The organism is Leminorella grimontii ATCC 33999 = DSM 5078 (genome assembly GCF_000439085.1).
GTDB classification, from domain to species: domain Bacteria; phylum Pseudomonadota; class Gammaproteobacteria; order Enterobacterales; family Enterobacteriaceae; genus Leminorella; species Leminorella grimontii.
Map to the genome: position 1 here is coordinate 611,563 of NZ_AUUA01000001.1, position 21,627 is coordinate 633,189.

Genomic DNA, 21,627 nt, shown 5'->3' on the forward strand with positions numbered 1-21,627 from the left:
TTTTCTCTTTCTCAATATTGAATACTGTATTTTTATACAGTATCTTTGTGTCTGTCATTTCGGTCAGGGCCGCCTTCGTATTTCTACAAACGCCCCGGCCAGTGAGGGGGAGAAAATGAAAGACAAACTGTTGCATAAGCTTAAGGTCCTGGCCGAGTCGGCAAAATATGACGTGTCGTGCTCCTCAAGCGGCGTTGCGCGCAAGAATAACGGTTCCGGGCTAGGGAACGCCAGCGCCTGGGGCGTGTGCCACAGCTTTACCGAAGACGGGCGCTGCGTATCGCTGCTTAAGGTGCTCATGACCAACGTTTGCCTTTATGATTGCGCCTACTGCGTTAATCGACGCAGCAATGACGTTGAACGGGCTGCTTTCACACCCGAAGAGCTGGTTGAAATCACGCTGGAGTTCTATCGTCGAAATTATATCGATGGCCTGTTTTTAAGCTCGGGCGTGCTGAAAAGTCCCGATCACACGATGGAAAGAATGATAAGAGTAGCGAGAAGCCTGCGTACCGTTCACGGCTTCCAAGGCTATATCCATATGAAGACCATCCCCGGCGCCAGCCGCGCGTTAGTTTATCAGGCCGGGCTGGTAGTCGACCGCCTGAGCGTAAATCTGGAAATCCCGCTGGAGCAGGACCTCAAGCGCCTGGCGCCGGAGAAAGATCATCAGAGCGTCTATAAACCGATGCACTTTATTCAACAGGGCATGCAGCAAAGCCTGGAGGACAGAAAGAAGTTTCGTTCCGCACCGCGCTTCGCCCCGGCCGGGCAAAGCACGCAGATGATCGTCGGCGCTGCGGGCGACAACGATCGGGATATTCTTCATCTCTCCTCCTCCCTTTATCAACGCAGCGGAATGAAGCGGGTGTATTACTCTGGCTATATTCCTGTGAATACGTACGACGCCAGATTGCCAACGACCACGGTGCGTGAAAACACCCTCAAGCGGGAAAATCGCCTTTATCAGGCCGACTGGCTGATGCGTTTTTATCAATTCAGCGCGACGGAAATCGTCGATTCCGGACAGCCTTATCTCGAACTGGATATGGATCCTAAGCTGGCTTGGGCGCTCAGGCACCCAGAGCAGTTTCCTGTGGACGTCAACACGGCGGACTACGCCATGATTCTACGCATACCCGGCGTCGGCGTTAAGTCGGCGAAAATGATCGTCGCCGCCAGGCGGCACGGGCGGCTGACGCTTAGCGGATTAAAAAAGATCGGCGTAGTGCTAAAGCGGGCGCAGTATTTCATCGCGAATAACGAGCTGCCGCACTTTACCATACAGGAAGCGACGCCCGAATACGTCAGGCGAGCGTTGACCGAACCCGCAAGCGTTCGGCCGCCGTCACAGCAGCTGTCGTTAGGATTTTAAGGGGCAGGCCGTGTCTATTTTTTACTATGACAAAACCTTTGACGGGCTGCTCTCCACCGTTTTCGACGCCTATAGGCTAAAGATCTTCCCTGAACTGCTGCTAACCGAAGGCGACGTTGAGCCGCTGTTTATGACCAGACAGCACACGAGCGTAACCGATGCAGCCAAAGCGGACAGAGTGTGGACCGCCTTAGGGAAGCGCCTTTCCGGCAGAGCGCTTAACCATATTATGTACGTCTGGCAATCGGAACAGCAGGGCGCTGACATGCTGATCTTTAACTATATTCGTAAGGTGATTGATTCACCAACGCCCATTGAAACCGACTTCACCAATAGCGTGGTTAGCGAGATGTTGAAAATAGCCAAAAGGGTGGGTAACGATCGGATGCACTTAATCCAGTTCGTTCGGTTTCAGCAAACGAAAGAGGGCATTTTCTTCGCCTTGGTTTCACCAGACTATAACGTCCTGCCGATGTCCATTTCTCATTTCACCGATCGTTTCACCGACAGGCCGTGGGCCATATACGACATCAAAAGGAAATATGGCTTTTATTATGATTTAAGTGTCCTCAAAGAGGTCGTCATTCCGGACGATGGAAACGTCATAACGTCAGGTGGAAAGATTAACCCCGATTTTCTTCATGAAAATGAACGCATATTCCAAAATCTCTGGGTAACCTATTTTCAGTCCATATCAATACAAGAAAGAGCTAATCCAAAGCAGCAGGCGCGCTGTATGCCCAGGCGGTTTTGGCATTTGCTGCCGGAAATGTACGATCGCATCATTACCTGATTACGCCTGAATTTAGGATAGCCTTACTATATTATACCAATATTCACCAGCGTGTTTTTTGAGCAATTAAAACGATTTTTATTAATCGACGTTAATATAACAAAGTTGATAAAACCCTATCCACATAAATAGTAATTTATTATTTATTAGTAGGTTATATTTTATTTTATTTTTTGAATTAAGAGTAATAAAAATAATAACAAGGCTATATATTCCATTTGTTAGAATTTACTTTGTTGATTTAAACGCGTTGTTAATGTATTTTGCGACCTGTGAATAAAATGAAGCAAAGGAATTGGCTTATGAATAATAGGATGTTTAGAACCATATTTGATAAGGATAAGCGCCAATGGATTGTGACATCTGAATTAGCCAAATGCAGAAATAAGAGTTCTCGAATAAAAAAGCTGTGTTTGAGCACGCTGGCGCTGGCGGCGTTCGGCTCGGTTCCTAATATTTCCTTTGCTTCCCCCCTCTGCGACGCAGGCTACGTTTGTTACTTAGACTCCACGTGGACCCACCAAGGTATGAATAACGGCGTCGGAACGCTGTTAATTAACGACGGTAATGCCTATACGGTTTACGGCCCGACGTCGATGAAAACCAATATTACTTATCCAGTCCGCAAAGCCATAACGCTCACTGACGCATGGAATAACGGTTGGGTGAGCGGGTTGGCGGCCGCCGTCGATCCGTCAACGCTAGGCCAGATAGTCTTTTCAAATAACTATGAGGGCAGCGCAACCGTCGTCAACGACTCCGGCATTACCGAAACGGTAAACCTGTACGATCCCACCAAGCTGATTACGTCGAGTTCCGCATCTCAAACGATCGTGACGATTCTCGATCCCAGCGTAACAAACGTCGATTTTTACTATGATGCGGGATTTGTCAAAGTCACTGACGGGGAGGCGCGCGTACGCCTCAGCGGGCTTGACGCTATCACTACCGGATTGTCCCGAAATACCGCCTTCGCTCTGGCCGATGGTACTGGGAGCACGAAGGCCAAAATCGTATGGGAAAGTGACGTGGTCTATGAGCCCATCATTTTAAAGGACGATTTTTCCTTAACCAATACGAGCGGCTCACAGCAGGTTCTGTCCTACACATTCAAAGGGGCGTTTACCGCCTTCGACGGCACGCCGTGGACCGTTAACGGTCTGGATGACTATAAAGACTATCTGGCCTGGTTGAACGACAAGGTCAGGGACGGCAGCATTAACTCGGCGACCAAGTACGAAACCTATAAGTCGGCCGCGTATACGCAGCAGGCGTTTGATTATGATTACTTAATACCTGCGGGAACGGGGCCTGCCGAACTCTATGCGGCAAAAAACGGCGATGCGCTGCTGATGGCGAAGGGCGCTAACGCAACGGTAGAGGTCGCCGCGGGGGTGACCATTACTCAGAAAACGGGGCCGACGTCCGCCGTTGGCAACGCCGACTATGCGGATAACGCCAGCGTACCCTATGGCGTCGTTCTGGTGACGGAAGGCGGCCAGGGCCACAACTACGGAACGCTGCGGGCTCACGGAGGATACGGCCTGGTTTCCTCACAGGGAGAGGGCTCCAGATTTACCAACGAAAGCGTCGGGCTGATTGAAATCGGCTCAGGTTCATTGACCGACGATTCAGGCAAAAATCGCACTCAGACCATCGTTGCGCGCGACGGCGGCGAAGTCGTGAACCAGGGCCGCATCGTTCACTATGGCTCAAACGCCTCAACGTCTGACGCGTCAGTGGTTTTCTATGTATACAACAAAGGCGTCTTAACCAATGACGGCCTGATCTCTCTCGGCTCGACGGAAAAGCAGTGGTCTAACGGTGGCTATCAAACCATTAGAAGCATCGGCCTGACCGGCAGCGACAGCCGTTTTATCAATACGGCTAATGGCATTTTGCAGTTGGGCATCGACCCCGAAGACGGTAGCTCAACAGGCGTTGGCACAAACAGCTTCCTGTTGAAGCTGGACACGCAAAATACGCCGACCACTCAAAGCGAAAACCACGGCAAAATTAACGCCGGAAGCCGCGTTAGCGGCTCAAACCTGATTTACGCCATCAGCACCGGAATAAACTATTTCACTAACTACGGCGTGATTAATCTCGACGGTAACCGCGATGAAAACGGCGATCTGGCGTCCAATGCAGTTTTTAACGCCGCCATGTATCGTTCCAACAGCTCCAGCGCCAATCCGATAGACTTTGAAAACCAAGGCACCATTAACGTCGACGGCTACGGCAACGTTGCTCTGAAGGCCGTGACGCGTGGAAAAATCATTTCTTCCGGCACGATTAACGTCAAGGGAAACCGAACCTCGTCAGGACTAAACAACTACGGTGCCTGGGTTGAGGGCTCCGGTTCACTCATTGAGATCTCCGGCAACGTCAACCTGACCGGCGACGACTCTATCGGCGTGTACGCCACTAATCGGGGCACGATTAAGCTTTCCGGCAATGGCCAGGTTACCTTCGCCGACGGTGAAAATCAGATAGGCTATTACATTTATGGCGCGGGTTCAGCCATCAACAATACCGGCTCTGGCACGCAGGACGTCACGACCGCTCGTTCAACGCTGATGCGCCTTGACGGCGGAGCATCGTTTACCGGCTCCGCCAGCGCAGCGTCCATCATGAGCGCGTCGGGTGAAGGCTCGACGGTGATCGTAGCAACCGGTACCGGCACAACGGTAAGCTCTGGCGGCATGACGGTTAACGTCAGCGGTAAAGACGCCACCGGCTTTTTGGTCGAAGGCGGAGCCAAGGGAACCATCGATAACACGGCGATAATCAACCTTGACGGTGTGGGCGCCACGGCGGGGATCGCGGATGGAAAAAAGCATAGCTTGAGCGGTGAAGAACAGATTCTTACCGAGACGGAAATGCGCGCTACCGAACTGACGGCCGGCGCAACGCTGACCTCGACGTTAAACGGCGCGATTGGCTATATTGTCCGAAATCTGGCAACGCTGAAGAATACCGGCGACATCACGTTCACCGGCGTTGGCGCGACCGGCATCATGGTTGAAGAAGGGGCGACCGGTGTCAACGACGGCAATATAACGTTAGGTGAAAACGGCGTCGGCCTGTTTGCCTCGGCGAATACCAATACGACGTCTTTAACCAATACGGGCAACCTGACGCTAAATGGCGATGGCGCCGTCGGCATTTCGGCTACGGGCTCGAAAGTGGTCGTAGACATGGTAAGCAGCGGCGGCAGCACGCCAACAATAAAAATGAACGGCAATAACGCCGTTGGGGTTAAGGCGTCTGGCGGCAGCGTCGTTAATCTGGATAGCAGCGTCGTTATTGAATTCTCTGCTTCTGCGACCGACCAAATTGCCTTCTGGCTAAGCGGAAAATCCGACGCGGGCGCGTCTTCAACGGTCAACGTAGTCGCCAGCGCGACGCCGTATAGCGTGTCCGGCGAACGATCGACGCTGTTTTTCGTTGACGGAGCGGCAAACCTAAGCGGCGCTCTGAACGTTCTCGTTTCGGGTAAGGACGCCAGCGGTCTGCGGGTCAGTGGTACTGACTCTACCGCTACAGTGAATTCAGGCAGCCAAATTGAAGTCACTGGCGAAAACGCAACCGGCGTGCTTGCGCAGCTGGGCGGCAGCGCAATCATCGCCAGCGGCGCAGCGTTTACCGTTAGCGGCGTTTCGGCTACCGTGGGTATTGCCGAAGACGATGGTTCCGTGATTACTAACGGCGCGACCGTCACGTCCTCCGTCGGCAGCTCCGGCTCTACGGCGTTTATCGCCCGAAACGGCGGCGAGCTGAGAAATACCGGCAATATTGACCTGTCCGCCGGCAGCCAGAACGTAGCTATTGATATCTTCAACGGTAAGGTATACAACTCCGGCAGCATCAAGGCGAACGGTACGGCAATCCATATTCGCGGTTCCGGTTCCGTTATCAACAATAACGGCAGCATTGAGGCGACCGGCGGCAGAGCAGTTATTGAACTGGGGCAGGACGCCAGTCTGGATCTGGCCGCCGTATCCGGCAGCGGAACGATTACGGCAAAAGGCACGGCTGACGGCATTTTGCTGTCCGAAGGCGCTATTGCGCTAAACGTTTCCGATACCACCATCGACATGAGCGACGTCAGCAGCACCGGCGTCGGCATTCACAACAAGGCCGGTATCAGCGGCATTCGGTTAGACAACACCACTATCCGAGTTAACGACGGCGTAGGGATCTACACGGGCGCAACGCTTGACGCCAGCAACAGCGGTACGATCGCCGTTCGCGACGGGGTTGGCATTCTGTACCAAAACACTAACGGCACAGCGACCGCTAACGATCTGGACCTGTCAGGCTCACAGGGCCTGACGATTAACGTTAATGGAAACGGCGGGCGAGGCATCGTCGCCAACATGACCGGCGCAGATAAAACCGTAGACTCTGCGGTTAATGTCAACATTCTCAGCGCTTCCGGCAGTGCTGCACTGGACGTTACGGGGGCCGCGACGCTTATACAACGCGGCGACCTCGTTTCCGCGTCCGACGACGTAATCAAAGCGGGCAACGCGACCGCGATTATTAACAGCGGAAAGATCCACGCAGGTTCTCGTACCAGCAACGTCGTAGTAATGAACGACGCGCTAAACAAGTCGTTCACCAATACCGGCAATATTCTCGGCCAGTTGAACTTTGGCGCTGGGGTTAACGTCGTACAGTTGAAAAACGGCAGCGCCATTGACGGCGATATTGCGCTTGGCAGCGACGACGGCAACCAGATTACGCTTTCCGGCGCATCAAACTCGCTGACCGGCAATATCAGCGGTACGGGCAACGGCAATCGAGTTTCGCTGCAGGACGGCGCCGATGTCACCGGCAGCGTCTTGCTGGCCGGCGGAAATAACCGGCTCACGCTGAGCGACAGCGCCGTTTTGACCGGCAACGCGAGCACAGGCAGCGGCAATAACGAAATTTATCTGAGCGGCAGCGCTACGCTGGCCGGCACGCTGTCGGTCGGTTCGGGGGCCAATGCGCTAACGCTGTCAGACGCTTCACACCTCGATAACTTTACGGCGGTCAGCGGTGGAGAAAACTACGTCACGGTAAAAGACGGCGCGACCTTTCAAACGCTGAACGCCGGAACGGGCGGGGCAACCGACAGCCTGACGTTTGATAACGCCAGCTACGCGCTGACCAACGTCTCCAGTATTCAGCACTTTGACCGGCTGAACCTGATTAATGGCGCTCTTTTTACGACCGCTCTAGCGCTACAAATGGGTGACGGACCTTCGACGCTTGGCGTAATCAATGTCGATAGCTCATCAACCTTGAAGCTAAACTCCCTGGCCGCCTATACGCTGGATCATCAGCTTACGGGCAGTGGGCTGCTCGACGTCGTTTCCGGCACGTCGTTCAACTTTGCCTCAACGGTCGGCAATCAGTTTACCGGCACGGTACAGATGAACAGCGACAGCTTTGCGCTGTCCGGTACGAATACGCTGGCGCTGACCAACGCAACGCTAGCCGTTATGAATGACAATGTCACAATTGTTGGCATCGGAACGCAGAATGTCGGCGGGTTAGCGTTTGGCGGCGGCATGCTGGATTTCGGCATAACGATTCCTAACGCCAGCGTTTCCAGGGCGTTTATCCGCGCAACCGATGCTCTGGACGTAAGCGGCAGCGGCAGTGTGAAGGTCAACAGGTCCGGCTTTGACAACGGTACGGCGCCGACGGTTAATGCTACGCTGGGGCTATTGGATCAGCAAAACGAGGCGCTGGTGCAGCTGGTTTCCTCTGCTACCGTGAACGGCAATGCGGGCGCGATTCGCCTGATTGATGAAAACGGCGCCGCCATCAGCAACGGCAGCGTTGTGGCCATTGGTCAGAACGGTACGCACGCGGCTGACGCCACCTACGACTACCGCTTGGTAACGGACGGTTCAGGCGGTAAGGGGCTATACGTCGGCTACGGCCTGACGCAGGTAAACCTGCTGACGTCGGGTTTGACTCGGCTGACGATCGACGCTTCCCACAGCGCAGAAAAAACGCTGTCCGCCAAGGTTACCGGCACGGGCGATTTGGGCATTAAGGCAGGAAACGGCGCGAACGCGCTGACGATCGCCAATGAACACAATAACTATAGCGGGGAAACCGATCTGCAGACCGGTACGCTGATTTTAGGCAGCAACGGAGCGCTGGGTGAGACCTCAAAGCTAAGCCTGGCTAATGCAACAACCGTTAACGCCAGCGGCTATAGCCAAACCGTCGGTGAACTGAACGGCAGCGTGGGCTCCACGCTGGATTTAGGCGGCGGTTGGTTGACGATGCTTAACGGCGGTTCTTCTTCCGGCGCTCTGAGCGGCAGCGGGCAGATAACCGTCAGCGGCGGAACGCTGACCGTAAACAATGCCAATGCGGGCTTGAGCGCCACGACGACCGTTGACGCAGGCGCTATCGCGCTGTTGAAAGACGTCGCAGCGCTGGGAACCGGCGGCGTTGTGGCTAACGGCGCAGTGACGCTGAATAACGCCAGCGGCGCGTTCACTAACGCGCTTTCCGGCAGCGGAACGTTGGAAAGTCAAAACGGCAGCGGCGTGACGCTTATCGGCAACAACGCGGGCTTTAGCGGCGAAATGCGAATTGATGGCCTTTCCTCGCTAACGGTAAACGAAGGTAAAAACGTAGGAGCCGCCAGCGCTATTCAGAATGCAGGGCGCTTTATCGTGAATAACGCAGCCGATATGACGCTGCCTACGTTGGTTAACGGCGTTGGTTCGCTGGTAAAAAACGGCGCCGGTACGCTGACGCTCTCCGGCAGTAATACCTATAGCGGCGATACGCTGATTCAACAGGGCAACGTGGCCATTTCCCAAAGTGCGAACCTGGGGGATGGGTCCTCAACCAACCGCGTGGTGCTCGACGGCGGCCATTTACAAATCACCGCAAATACGACTTCAGGGCGCGACGTTACGCTAGCGAAAAGCGGTAGCGTAATTGTTGATAGCGGCGTAACCGCAACGCTGAACGGCTGGAATGACGGAGGCAATGCGGCGCTCGCCATCACCAAAGCGGGCGATGGAATTCTCATCTGGAACGGTGATAACAGCGCCAACGCGGCAGCGGTCAACGTGACCGGCGGCGTCTTGCAGGTCGAGGCGTTGGAGAATTTAGCCAGCGCGACCGGGGTAGTTAATTTATTGTCCGGCAGCGCGCTGTCGGTATTAAAAACCGGCGCGACGGCGGACAACCTGCATTTTACTCGCCAGCTTCAGGGCAGCGGCGAATTGCGCATCAATCTGGGCGACAGCGATAAGGCGTTTACCTTTGACGCCAGCGCCGGTGGCGGTGACTTTAGCGGTACGTTGACCATGAACGACGGGCACTTCATTCTGGATACTCAGGCCGACAGCGTGATGAGTAATGCAACGCTAGCTCTGAACGGCGGGGCCGGTAAGCTGGGCAGCATGAAGTTACAGGGTAACCATTTAATGGCAGGCCTAACGCTCAACGGCGGTCGTTTGGAAGTTGACTTCCGCGCGGCGGACCATCGTCCCGACGGCTTCCTGACGGTAGACCGATTGGATGCTTCCGGCGGCGGCTCCTTGGCCATTACCACACCGGCAAACCTGCCGAACCCGTTACCGGTGACCGGCGCGTCGCTGTTCGATCAGGACGACGGCGTCTATGACCAAATCGTCGCCGCTGCGTTGGTAAACGGCAGCGGCAGCCAGATCTCACTGGTTAAAGCGGACGGCTCGCCCGTTGGTTTGGACACCATCGTCGGCCTTATTCAAAGCGGCGTAACTGCAGGTAACGCGCACTATGGTTACTTCGGCGCAGTGAGAGACGATGGTCTGTATTTGGGCTATGGCCTAACACAGCTGGACGCTTTCGCTAACCAGTCCATCATTTTGGATAATACCAACGCCGTGGATAACGCCCTGGGCGCCAGGCTAACGGGAGACGGCGGATTTACCGTTAACGCAGCGGGAACCGTACGCATCGGCAACGCTGCCAGCGACTACAGGGGGACGACCCTCGTCAATCTGGGCAGCGTGGTTCTGATTACCGACAACGCCTTCGGCCAAACGTCCGAGTTGCTGATGCAGGCCAATGTCGGCGTCGACCTTAACGGCAATGCCCAGACGGTAGGCTCGCTCAATAGCCAAAGCGGCAGCCTGTTGAACCTCAACGGCGGCGAGCTGACGGTTAATCAGGGAGGAATGACAAACGGGCAGATGGTCGGTCAGGGAACTCTGAATTTGACCGGCGGGGTACTGAACGTAACGCAAAATAATGCCGGTCTTAACGCGCAGGTGAACGTTGACGCGGGCGCAACCGCTCGGCTGATTCAGGCTCAGGGCCTGGGGCTGAGCGCTATAAATCTTGAAGGGCTGCTGGACCTGGACGGCGCAGGCGGATCGCTAAACAATGCGCTGAGAGGCAGTGGGCACGTTGCGCTAAACAATGCAGCTAACGTAACCCTGACGGCGGATAACGCCGGTTTCAACGGCCTGTTCACGACCGATGTCGGTTCAACGCTAGCGGCGTCGGAGAAAAGGCAGCTGGGTTCAGCCTCCGTAAATAACGACGGTACGCTGATTTTGAACGCCGGTGGACACTGGGAGCTTGAGAACGACATTCAGGGAACCGGTACGTTGGTCAAACGCGGTTTTGGCACGGTGCAGATTGACGGTAGCAACGTCACAGTCGGCCAGACCAGAGTTGAAAACGGCCTGCTGCTGATCGGCAGCGAGCCAGGTTCGACGGCGAATCTGGTCAGCGACGTCTTTATCGATACGCAGGGCATTGTCGGCGGCTACGGCACGGTGACCGGCGAGGTAGAGAACAAAGGCAGCATCTCGGTTGGACGTGCGCAAAGCGGCAGCGAGTACGGTGGATTCACCATTGACGGCGATTACGTCGGCAGCGGTGGTAAAGTGGTGTTTTATACCCAACTCGCCGGGGACGGCTCTTCCACCGACCGGTTGACGATCGCGGGCGATACCCGCGGTCTCACCGACGTGGTCGTTCTTAACGCTAACGGGGCAGGGGAAAAGACGGAAAACGGCATTAGGCTTATCGAGGTCGGCGGTAACTCTGACGGCGTATTCAAGCTAAGCGGACGCGCCGTGGCCGGAGCCTATGAATACTTTCTGTATCAGGGCGGCGCAGCGACACCGGACGACGGCGACTGGTATCTTCGTTCAGAGATCTACTCACCGACGCCGGATCCCAGCGTATATCGCCCGGAGGGGGCTGGCTATATGGCCAACATGGCGGCTGCGGGTAAACTGTTTAGCCTGCGGCTGGAAGATCGTGAGGGCCGAGCGGAAAACTCCAGCATGTGGCTGCGCCAAGTCGGCTCCCGAACCAAGCACCGTGACACGTCAGGCCAGCTGCATACGGCGACCAACAGCTATGTGGTTCAGGGCGGCGGTGAGATTTGGGGTACGGATTTTGGCGATGCGGATCGCATAGGGCTGGGCGTTATGCTGGCCTACGGTAAGGCAAACAGCAAGGTTCGCTCAACTCAAACGCATTATCACGCCAAGAGTTCGATTGACGGCTACAGTGCAGGGCTGTATGGCTCGTGGTATCAGGATGCCACCACGTTGAACGGCCTCTACGTCGACAGCTGGGCGCAGTACAGCTGGCTGGACGCCGAGGTTAACGGCGAAGGCATGGCAAAAGAGTCGTATAACATGAAAGGCTATTCCGCCTCTTTGGAAGCGGGCTATCGCATGTCGGTTTACCAGAGCGCTAACGGAGAAGTCTTCCTGACGCCGCAGGGGCAGGTCACCTGGAACGGCATTAGGCCTGACGATCATTGGGAATCTAACGGTAAAGCCTATGTTACTGGTTCAGGTAAAAATAACGTTCAGACCCGGCTGGGAATGAAGCTTTCTCGCGACGGCGTCAACGATGCGGATAAGGGAGCTGATAAACTGTTTACCGCTTATGCCGAAGCTAACTGGCTGTATAACAGCGAACAGGCGGGCGCGGTGATGGACGGCGTGAAAATAAAGCAGGCCGGAAGTCGAAACGTCGGCGAGCTGAAGCTGGGCGCGGAAGGCAAGCTCAACGGCGGCCTGAACCTGTGGAGCAACGTCAGCCAACAGCTCGGCGACAAAGGCTATAGCGATACGTCGGTTACGCTGGGGATCAAGTACAGTTTCTAAGCGACGGCGTTTACGTTAGACTACGCGAATACGGGCCGGTGGTACAAACTACCGGCCCGATTTTATCGTCTAAATACTATAAGAGATATTGTCATCAATGACGGAAGAAGCAAACGCGCAGCACAGCGTTCCCGGCAGGACGCAAATTACAGAACTGCTGGCGGAGTACCACACCGTTAAGGGTTCGCTGCGTAAAATTATTATCGTATTTTTCTTAAGCGTCGCCATTGACGCCTACCTGATACTGGTCAACAGCGTGCTGGATATTCCCATGCTGGTTTTTACCCTCATTATGGGCGGCTACGTTCTGCTGCTTAATCACAGAAAAAAGGCGTTCGAAAGGCGCTTGGACTCCGTCTGCCTTCGCCTGTTTGAGCGCTGCTTTAATACGTCGGGAGCGATGCTGAACGACTATCTGCGTGAAGAAGAGGGCGCGGAGTAAAGCGCCGCGCCGCGTTTTTACGTCTGGCTAAAAGTCGCGCGATTCGCGCTCTATGAGTTCCGCCAGCTCGCCGTTTTGCAACCAGCGCTCAATCAAGGCGCTGACGCGAGCAAAAAGCTCCGGCTTGGCGCGAGGAACGCAAACCGCCTGGCGAATGGTGGTGAAGCTGTCCGGCAGGACGACAAAGTCCGGGTTGAGCTTGGCGGCGCGAACGAGAGGTTGCCTGATGCCCGCCGCCATGTCGCCTTCACCCGCCAGGAAGCGGTCGATGGCCTCCTGTGAGGAAACGCAGCGGTTTAGCGTGGCGTTTTTTAAATAGCGGGTTAGGAAAAGATCGTAGGCAGCGCCCTTGCCAACGTTAATCACCACGTCGGATTTGTCCATTTCTTCAACGCTTTTCCAGCCCGCGCTGCGAAGAACCAGGCAGGTGCCCTCAATCGTGATATAGGGCGTTGTAAACGCCAGCTGTTCTTCTCGCTTGGGGTCAACGGCTAAAAATGCGATATCCCACAGGTTAGCGGCACTGTCGTCGACCACGCTGCCGGCGGTGGGATAGGGGTGAAATCGCGGCGTGAGCCCAAGCTCGTTGGCAATTTTTCTGGCCAGAGAAACGCTGATCCCACCCGGCTCTTTTTGTCCGTCTTCCTGATAGGCCAGCACCGGATTACCCAGATTTATCGCAAAGCCCAGCCCGCTGGCTTGGGCAAGCTCATTACTTATTCCCGACATATATTTTCCCTGAAATCAATTTGTTGAAAGCGTTCAGATTACCACTGAACGTGGAGTAGGAAAGTTGTCACAGGTCACAGTAACGGAGGTTAACGGTGCTGTCCGCATAGCGCAGGCCTGACGCCATTTTTGAAGATCGGACGCATAAATTATCGGGCCGGTGTGGCCCGGCGTAATTTGCCTATAGCGGCTTGGCCGTAATAATGCGGCCCGCGCTGACGAAGCCGCCGCCGCCGAGGTGGTGGAGCGTAAACAGCGTAGGATCGGCGGAGTCAAACAGCCAGCGACCGCGGTTGAAAATGCGTTCATCGGCCGATGCGGAAATCACTTCGCCAAACAGCGTGTCGTACTTTTGCTGAGCGCCGACCTCCGGCAGAAGGCGACACTCCAACCAAGCGGAACAGCCTTCTTCAAGCAGCGGCACGCTTAGCGTTTGCGAATCCCGATATGGAATAGAAAAACGGCTGAATTTGTCTTCCTCGCGCCCCGATACGCTGCCGACCGCATAGGTAAGATCCGCGCTGGCTGCGGTTGGAATGCAGATGCCGAAAGCGCCGCTGGCTTCGATAAGCTCCCGCGTCCAGGCGCTCTTATCAATAACGATGGCCACTCGGGGCGGTGCGAATTCTACCGGCGTCGACCAGGCGGCCGCCATCACGTTTCTCTTTTGCGATAGGGGATCTCGGCTAGTGATAAGCACCGTTGGGCCGTGGTTTAGCAAACGGCTGGCGTGCTTTAAGTCAACGGGACGAAAGTGGGACATGGCTTTTCCTTATCGATGGCGCTAAAGCGGTAGAAACTAAAAAAGCGGATCGCTTCATCATATCCACAGGTCGTGAAAATAACCAGCGCACTCAATTGGCTGTATCGTTCTCTTATACTGCTGCGCTACACTACGGCGATAGCGGATCTCAAAATAAAAGGAATTATTGTTGAAATTCATTACCCGATTTTTTTCCCGCAGAGAGTCTCCCGATAGCGCTGAAGAACGGTTCCTGTTGGCTAAACGCCTTGAGGCTCAGCAAGATTTTGTTCAGGCTTTTTTCTGGTATGAAAAAGCCGCGTCGCAAGGGCACACCAACGCGCAAAATAACCTGGGGCTGCTTTATGAACGGGGTAAGGGCGTCGCGCCCGATAGCCAAAGGGCGATGTCGCTTTATCGCCGCGCGGCGGAGCTTGGCAACGCAAAGGCACAGCACAACCTTGGCCGGATGTATCATACGGGAGAGGCGGTCGAGCGGGACTATCCGCAGGCGCTCTTCTGGTACCTTGAGGCGGTTGAAAACGACGGCGTCGCCCATTCGCTGTTCGCCCTAGGATCGCTATATTACGCCGAAGACTTTCCCCAAAGAGATTTGGCCAAAGCCGTGGAATACTGGCGTCAGTCGGCGTTAAAGAACCTGAGTGAAGGACAGTTCCGGCTGGGGTATGAGTATCATCAGGGCGGCGGCGTCGAAATTGACCTGTGTCAGGCCGTCTACTGGTATCAGTTGGCCGCCGAGCAAGACCATCCCTCCGCCTTATTCAACCTGGCCCATATGTATTACTCTGGTGAAGCCGGTAGAGAAGATCCCGAACGAGGGCTTTCCTACCTTCGGCGCTCTGCCGAGCTGGGCTGTCTTTTAGCCCAGCTTGACCTGAGCGACAGGTATATGCACGGAGATGGCGCAGGAAAGGATCTCGCAGAAGCCCTTCGCTGGTGTGAAACGGCGGCGGAACAGGGCAGCCCAGAGGCTCAATACAATCTCGTCATATTTTATTTAAAAAGCGGTGATGCGGCGCAGCGCAAAAGGGCATTCGATATTCTTCACACGCTCGCGGCTCAAAGCGTCGCCAATGCCCAGTTTTTGCTTGGCGCTCTCTATCAGGAAGGCGAGCTGATTAATCCGGAACCTGAGCTTGCCATTTACTGGTATACCAAAGCGGCTGAACTTGGGCACAGAGGCGCTCAGCAAAGCCTGATCGCCGCGCAAAATATGGATATCCGCCTTGACCGCTATGCGCCAGACATAACCATGCGGCCCGAAAGCTTACCCTACGGTCAGACATTTATTTCACCCGACGGGAAATACGTTAATTAATATTCTTGCACTGACAAATATCGAAGGAACGGTAAGCCTGACGCTAGACGTCGTGGGCTATCAGTTCCCCGCCGACGAAGAAGACAACTGGTGTTTATTAAAAGTAGGCGTCGTACAGGGGCGCGATCGGTTTGATAAAGTCGATCCTTCGCTAGAAACGGGGGATCTGATTCGCCTCTATAATTGGTTTCTTGCACTGTCGGAAAGAAAGCTGCCGTCTTCTGCGCGATTGAACTTTGTTGAACCCTGTTTGGAATTGGAATATGTGTCCTACAAAGGTGACAATGTCACCATAGCCGTTGAGCTTGGGTGCGAAATTAAGCCTCCTTTTACCCTAAAGCGCGCTTACACCCGCTATTATGGATCATCTGGAGATAAGCGCTGGAAGCTGTTTTTTAATCTAAACGCAAAGGCTTTTTCAGCCATTTTGACCGAGTTAGAGGCGGCAATGGAGAAATATCCAACTCGCAAACATAGGTAGCTATTCTCAAGTCATTTGTTGTATGGGCCGAGGCGTACGGCCATCAATAAACCTACTGCCAAAAACTGTCACAACCGCGCGTTAAGCTCTCATAAACCGTTTACATAAACACGTTATGGGAGGCTTTATGGATTTTCACGGTAAAGTGGCGATCGTCACCGGAAGCACTAATGGCATTGGCGAGGCGGTGGCCGATTGCTTATATCAGCGAGGGGCCAGCGTCGTTATTGCATCAAGATCTAAACGTCTTGTTGAGAACAAAGCGAAATCCCTGTCTCCGGATGGCGAGAGAGTTCTGGGCATTCAGTGTGACGTGTCCGATCCGGCGCAGGTTGAACGACTAATTAACGATACGGTTAGCTATTTTGGCAGGCTCGATCTTGCGGTTAATAGTGCGGGCACGACGGGCGACCACGACAAAAGCCTGCCGGAGCAGACGATAGAAAATTGGGAAAGAGTGATAGCCACAACGCTGAGCGGCGTTTTTTACTGCATGAAATATGAGATACCGGAAATGCTGAAATCCGAAGGGGGCGTGATAGTTAACCTATCTGCAGTAAATGGATTTGTCGGTATTGCTGGATTGGCACCCTATACGGTAGCAAAACACGGCGTCATTGGCTTAACCCAAACCGCTGCGCTGGAATTCGCTGATAAAGGCATTCGAGTTAATGCCGTTGCTCCCGGCTATGTCGGCACGCCCAGAGTCAATGCGCTGCCGGAAAACGTTTTAAAAAGCTTTGCCGACAGCCACCCGATGAAAAGGTTGGCAAAAATGGAGGAGGTTGCCGAATTTATCATGTTCCTTCTGTCTGATAAGTCGGGATTCTGTACCGGGGGCATCTATCCCATTGACGGCGGATATCTGTCACAATAGCGGCTTTGGCAAGCATGAAGAAAGAGGAACGGAAGATAATGGAAAAGCAGCTAACGGAACTAAGCAAGTTTTTAAGCTTTGTGCTGCGCCATAAGCCTGAGGCTATTGGTATGACGCTGGATTCGGAAGGCTGGGCGGATGTTGATACGCTCATTGAGCGCGCAAAGACATCCGGAAAAACCTTAACGCCATCCCTTATTGCGACGGTTGTAGAAACTAACGCTAAAAAGCGGTTTAGCCTTTCCGACGACGGCAAGCGCATCCGCGCCGCTCAGGGGCATTCAACGGAGCAGGTGTCTATTGCCTATGAAGAAAAGACGCCGCCTGAATTTCTGTTCCACGGTACCGCCAGCCGCTTTCTCGACTCGATAAAGGAACAGGGGCTTGTTCCTGGTTCGAGGCACTATGTGCACCTTTCCGACTGCAAAGAAACCGCCGTAGCGGTAGGGCGCCGACACGGTTCGCCAGTCGTGCTGACGGTCAGAGCCGGAGAAATGCATAAGCAAGGGCTGAAGTTTTATCAAGCCGACAATGGCGTGTGGCTGACGCCGTTTGTTGCAGTGGCGTTTTTGGAACCATAGGGAAGAAAATTGGAAACCGTACAAATCGTCTATCCTAATGACATGTTTCATCCTGATGAAGCGGATGAAACGTTTGTCCATGAATATCAATGCGCTAAACAAAACGGCATCCATTGCCTGTTACTCGATTCTGAGGCAGCAGCTCTGGGCAAATATCGTTTTTCTTCATCATTTCATGTAGGCGTTCCGGTTATTTGGCGCGGCTGGATGATGAAAGAAAATGAGTATCGAAGTTTCTCCCTTGCAGTAGAAAGACAGGGAGGAGATATGATGACATCCATCGAAAACTATCTTCGGTGCCACCATCTGCCTGGGTGGTACGAAGATTGTCGAGATTTCACGCCAGAAACAGTCATCGTTGGCAAAGATTCAGACATTGATGCTTTGACGTCGTCGCTCCGATGGCCAGCCTATTTTGTTAAAGATTATGTTAAATCATTAACGACAACTCGAGGTTCTATTGCGCGTAACGTAGATGAAATTCACGACATTACAGCGCAGCTAAAGCAGTATCGAGGAGAAATTGAAGGGGGGATCTGTCTACGTCGCGTTGAGAAATTGGATGCCCAGACTGAAAGGCGCTATTTTTCATTTCAAGGGAATGTTCATGCAGCGGATAACTGTATTCCAGAACCGGTCACCGAAATTGCCCGTCAAATAGACAGTCCATTTTTCTCTATTGATATGGTTGCCAACGATAGCGGAGAGCTAAGGCTGGTTGAGATAGGTGACGGACAGGTATCCGACATTAAAGAATGGCCAGTAAATCTCTTCGTTCAGATGCTATGTGGTAAATGTCTGAGCCATACGTAAGGGCGGCTTTTGGTTATGTATTATTAAATGAGTTCTTAAAGCGAATGGATGGGTAATAGATGAATTTGACTAAAACAACGATAGCCCTAAGCCTACTACTCGCTTCAGCGGCCTATGCCGCTGGGGAAAGCAAAGGGGGTTCTTTGGCGTTTTTAACCAGCCTGATAAAGGGCGGCACGCAGGCCGTCGCGGCAAAGACCATGAGCAACGCAGCGGGTGTGATGGAGTATTGCGTAAAAAGAAAGCTGGTTGAGGCGACCGATCCTGAAAACCTCAAAAATAAGCTGAAGGATAAGCTTGGCCTAAGCGATCCTAAAGCCAGCAAGCAGAAGGAATACCAGGAGTATATGGACGGTCTTAAAGGCGTTATCACGCTTCACAATAATAAGACGCTCGACCTCAACAGCTTAGGCAATTCGGCGCTGGCAGAGAAGGTGAAATCCAAGGCCTGCGACGTCGCTTTGTCGCAGGGAATAAACTACATTTCCAAGTAATCGATGGCTAAAGCCGGTGAGAATAGCGCCCTCAAACCTGAGGGCATTATTTTTATCGGCCGACCCGCGCCTGTAACGCTGCCGGGTATCTTTCTCCCGTTATTTGCACGGCGTCAAGAGCCTGAGCGATGCTTGCCAAATCTTGACGTTCAAGCACAACGTTCGCGGCGCCCAGGTTCTCCGTAAGGCGATGCGGCTTGGTCGTACCGGGAATAGGGACAATCCACGGCTTTTGAGCTAACAGCCACGCCAGCGCGATTTGTGCGGGCGTAGCTCTTTTTTCAGCCGCGATGTCGTTTAGCAGAGCGACCAGCTTCTGGTTTTCCTCAAGCGCCTGAGGAGAAAATCGCGGTACCTGACTACGAAAATCGTCTTGACCAAAGGTAGCTTCAGCGCTGATTGTCCCCGTCAAAAATCCCTTACCCAGCGGGCTGAAGGGTACAAAGCCGATGCCTAATTCCTCCAGTACGGGAAGGATTTCCCGCTCAGGCTCCCGCCACCACATGGAGTATTCGCTTTGCAGCGCGGTAATGGGCTGAACGGCATGGGCACGGCGAATGGTTTGAACACCGGCTTCGGAAAGGCCGAAGTGTTTCACCTTACCTTCCTCAATGAGTTTTTTTACCGTACCGGCGACGTCCTCTATCGGTACGGCTGGATCGACGCGGTGCTGATAGAGCAGGTCAATGACGTCGGTTTTTAACCGACGCAGAGAACCTTCAACCGCTTTACGAATGTGCTCTGGCCGACTGTTGAGAATTTGCTGCTTATTATCATCGCCAAAAGTAAAACCGAACTTGGTGGCGATAACTACGCGGTTTCGAAGGGGCTTTAACGCCTCGCCTACGATCTCTTCGTTAAGGTAAGGGCCATACACTTCCGCCGTATCAAAAAAGGTCACGCCTTGTTCAACGGCGGAGCGAATAAGTTCGATAGCCCGTTTTGTATCGATTGCAGGGCCATAACCGTGGCTTAGCCCCATGCATCCAAACCCTAAAGATGAGACTTCCAGACTTTTACCAAGAATGCGCTTTTGCATAAGCTAATACCTCCAAACGAGTTTGAACAGAAACAGGGGAAGTCAGAGTGTAGCGCCGGCCTAGTAACAAGATTAGATAGGATAATCCACATAAAGATATGAATTTAATTCATGAGCAATAGAGACAGGTAAGGTGCGGTTAATTCGTTGCTTTTTAATATAAATGATTAACTAATGAGTTAATTTCATAGCTCCTTTCGTATTTCAATAAGTAATGCGCCTGCGATAACTGCGCTATCTTGTTTATGTGAATCGATATATCTCACTTTTATGAAGATAAGAGTAGAAAAAGGCCTATAAATACAGTTCGAGGAAACACAATGACATTAATATCAACAATGGCCATCGGGGCCTCATCCTGCACGGAAATCGACAAAGTAAAAATAGCGCGCAGCGGATCTCAGGCGTCGGTATCCGGGCCGGACTCATGGTTTAGCGGAAACGTCAGGATTGACGCGCCTTTTCAAGCGACGGAGCCTGCACGCGTTGGCGGCGCGACGGTAACGTTTGAACCCCAAGCGCGCACCGCATGGCACACTCATCCGCTTGGACAAACGCTTATCGTTACGCAGGGAAGAGGATGGATACAGGAATGGGGTAAGGCTGTCCGCGAAATAAACGCCGGAGACATCATTTGGATCCCTGAAGGCGTTAAGCACTGGCACGGCGCAACCGCCGAAACGGGCATGACGCATATAGCCATTGCGGAATCCCTTAACGGGAGCGCAGTGGAGTGGCTTGAGAAGGTCGATGACAAACAGTATAAGGGCGAATGCTAACGCATATCCCGCTGAAGGGCTCGTTGCGCCAGGCTGCGGCGAGTCCGTTTTATGGCTCTGAACCGCCGTAGCGTATAGCCTCAATAAAAAGTGAAAAGGCGGTCGTATGCTGCCTTCTGCTGGGATAATACAGGTAGTAGCCAGGAAACGGCTCACACCATTCGTCAAGAACGCGTATCAGCTGACCGTCTTCCAGCTCCCGCGCTACAACGTCCTCAGGGATGTAAACTAAACCCAGACCCGCTTTTGCCGCCTCAACTCGGTGAGCCAGCGGATTTATCGTAAGCTGGCCTTCAACGCGTACTTTCAGGGCTTTTCCCTGCTGAGAAAATTCCCATGGGAGCAGGCCGCCGGAAGTAGGAAGGCGCATGTTAATGCAGCGATGCGTTTGCAAATCGGCCGGAACGCGCGGGGCAGAATAGCGCTTGAGATATTCGGGAGATGCCACAATCGCCATTCTCATCGGCGGGCTTACCGGTATGGCTACCATGTCCTTTGCAACGGCTTCGCCTAATCGGATCCCAGCGTCAAAGCGCTGTGTAACGATATCCATCAAGGCGTTATCTACAGTAACTTCTACGTTGATGTCCGGCCATTTGGCTAAAAAATCCTTTAAAATCGGCCATAGAACGCGGTCTACAGCGTGCTCTCCAGCGGTAATTCGAATATTACCGGCGGGAACGTCGCGCATATCCTTGAGCATGTTCAGCTCGGTTTCAATATCCTGAAAATGAGGACCGATACGATCAATAAGGCTTTCACCAGCTTCGGTAGGAGACACGCTGCGCGTTGTGCGCGTAAGCAGGCGAATGCCCATACGTTCTTCAAGGCCTCGCATGGAATGGCTTAACGCCGACTGAGACAGGCCCAGTTTCGCCGCCGCCCGCGTAAAACTCTTTTCCTGCGCGACGACGAGAAACGCAATGAGATCGTTGAAATTTTCTTTTAGCACAGAGCGTCACTCCCTTAAAACAAGCCGAGGAATATAAGTA

15 protein-coding genes and 1 pseudogene are annotated in these 21,627 nt (G+C 53.5%); 12 read left to right on the forward strand and 4 right to left on the reverse strand.

What is annotated here, in order from left to right; translation table 11 throughout:
* The first annotated feature begins 115 nt into the window (after positions 1–115).
* The 5 genes and pseudogenes from G544_RS0102815 to G544_RS0102830 all read left to right on the forward strand — a co-directional run bounded on the left by G544_RS0102815 (position 116) and on the right by G544_RS0102830 (position 12,761).
* Complete coding sequence (locus G544_RS0102815; RefSeq protein ID WP_027273177.1) at positions 116–1,375, forward strand: putative DNA modification/repair radical SAM protein; 1,260 nt, start codon at positions 116–118, stop codon at positions 1,373–1,375.
* Between the two features lie 10 nt (positions 1,376–1,385).
* A complete protein-coding gene (locus tag G544_RS0102820; RefSeq protein ID WP_027273178.1) occupies positions 1,386–2,168 on the forward strand; it encodes a TIGR03915 family putative DNA repair protein in 783 nt (260 codons plus the stop codon).
* Positions 2,169–2,482: 314 nt separating this feature from the next.
* A pseudogene (locus tag G544_RS22660) lies at positions 2,483–2,596 on the forward strand (ESPR-type extended signal peptide-containing protein); the annotation flags it as partial.
* A 99-nt stretch (positions 2,597–2,695) separates the two neighbouring features.
* Positions 2,696–12,319, forward strand: coding sequence for an autotransporter outer membrane beta-barrel domain-containing protein (locus G544_RS0102825; protein ID WP_161624101.1), 9,624 nt, complete (start codon positions 2,696–2,698; stop codon positions 12,317–12,319).
* A 97-nt stretch (positions 12,320–12,416) separates the two neighbouring features.
* Complete coding sequence (locus G544_RS0102830) at positions 12,417–12,761, forward strand: hypothetical protein (protein WP_027273180.1); 345 nt, start codon at positions 12,417–12,419, stop codon at positions 12,759–12,761.
* Positions 12,762–12,788: 27 nt separating this feature from the next.
* On the opposite strand, the gene G544_RS0102835 is transcribed toward G544_RS0102830, so the two are convergent.
* Together G544_RS0102835 and G544_RS0102840 are read right to left on the reverse strand one after the other, a co-directional pair.
* Entirely contained in the window at positions 12,789–13,490 is a 702-nt protein-coding gene (locus G544_RS0102835) for a transporter substrate-binding domain-containing protein (RefSeq protein ID WP_036023083.1), read from the reverse strand.
* Between the two features lie 181 nt (positions 13,491–13,671).
* Entirely contained in the window at positions 13,672–14,253 is a 582-nt protein-coding gene (locus G544_RS0102840) for a flavin reductase family protein (protein WP_027273182.1), read from the reverse strand.
* Positions 14,254–14,422: 169 nt separating this feature from the next.
* Here G544_RS0102840 and G544_RS19820 point away from each other — a divergent pair, with 169 nt between their 5' ends.
* The 6 genes from G544_RS19820 (at position 14,423) to G544_RS0102870 (ending at position 18,817) form a co-directional block, all read left to right on the forward strand.
* Positions 14,423–15,571, forward strand: coding sequence for a tetratricopeptide repeat protein (locus tag G544_RS19820; protein WP_051155541.1), 1,149 nt, complete (start codon positions 14,423–14,425; stop codon positions 15,569–15,571).
* A gap of 19 nt (positions 15,572–15,590) precedes the next feature.
* Positions 15,591–16,052 carry a WapI family immunity protein gene (locus G544_RS0102850; RefSeq protein ID WP_428829219.1) on the forward strand — a complete coding sequence of 154 codons (462 nt, stop codon included), beginning with the start codon at positions 15,591–15,593 and terminating at the stop codon, positions 16,050–16,052.
* Positions 16,053–16,179: 127 nt separating this feature from the next.
* Positions 16,180–16,929, forward strand: a complete 750-nt coding sequence (locus tag G544_RS0102855) for an SDR family NAD(P)-dependent oxidoreductase (protein WP_027273184.1) — start codon at positions 16,180–16,182, stop codon at positions 16,927–16,929.
* A gap of 14 nt (positions 16,930–16,943) precedes the next feature.
* A complete protein-coding gene (gene kptA, locus G544_RS0102860) occupies positions 16,944–17,510 on the forward strand; it encodes an RNA 2'-phosphotransferase (RefSeq protein WP_027273185.1) in 567 nt (188 codons plus the stop codon).
* Between the two features lie 9 nt (positions 17,511–17,519).
* The gene (locus G544_RS0102865) at positions 17,520–18,323 is read left to right on the forward strand and encodes an ATP-grasp domain-containing protein (protein WP_027273186.1); all 804 of its coding nucleotides are present in this window, start codon (positions 17,520–17,522) and stop codon (positions 18,321–18,323) included.
* A gap of 59 nt (positions 18,324–18,382) precedes the next feature.
* Positions 18,383–18,817, forward strand: coding sequence for a DUF2501 domain-containing protein (locus G544_RS0102870; protein ID WP_027273187.1), 435 nt, complete (start codon positions 18,383–18,385; stop codon positions 18,815–18,817).
* A gap of 52 nt (positions 18,818–18,869) precedes the next feature.
* Here G544_RS0102870 and G544_RS0102875 read toward each other — a convergent pair whose 3' ends face one another.
* Positions 18,870–19,856: an aldo/keto reductase gene (locus G544_RS0102875; RefSeq protein WP_027273188.1), complete on the reverse strand. Its 987-nt coding sequence runs from the start codon at positions 19,854–19,856 to the stop codon at positions 18,870–18,872.
* A gap of 320 nt (positions 19,857–20,176) precedes the next feature.
* Between G544_RS0102875 and G544_RS0102880 the strand changes: the two genes are divergently transcribed.
* Positions 20,177–20,635 (forward strand): (R)-mandelonitrile lyase, encoded by a 459-nt coding sequence (locus G544_RS0102880; protein ID WP_027273189.1) that lies wholly within the window; start codon positions 20,177–20,179, stop codon positions 20,633–20,635.
* A 49-nt stretch (positions 20,636–20,684) separates the two neighbouring features.
* Here the strand turns inward: G544_RS0102880 and G544_RS0102885 are convergent, their stop codons facing one another.
* On the reverse strand, positions 20,685–21,587 hold the full coding sequence (locus tag G544_RS0102885) for a LysR family transcriptional regulator (RefSeq protein ID WP_027273190.1): 903 nt from the start codon (positions 21,585–21,587) through the stop codon (positions 20,685–20,687).
* Positions 21,588–21,627 lie beyond the last annotated feature (40 nt).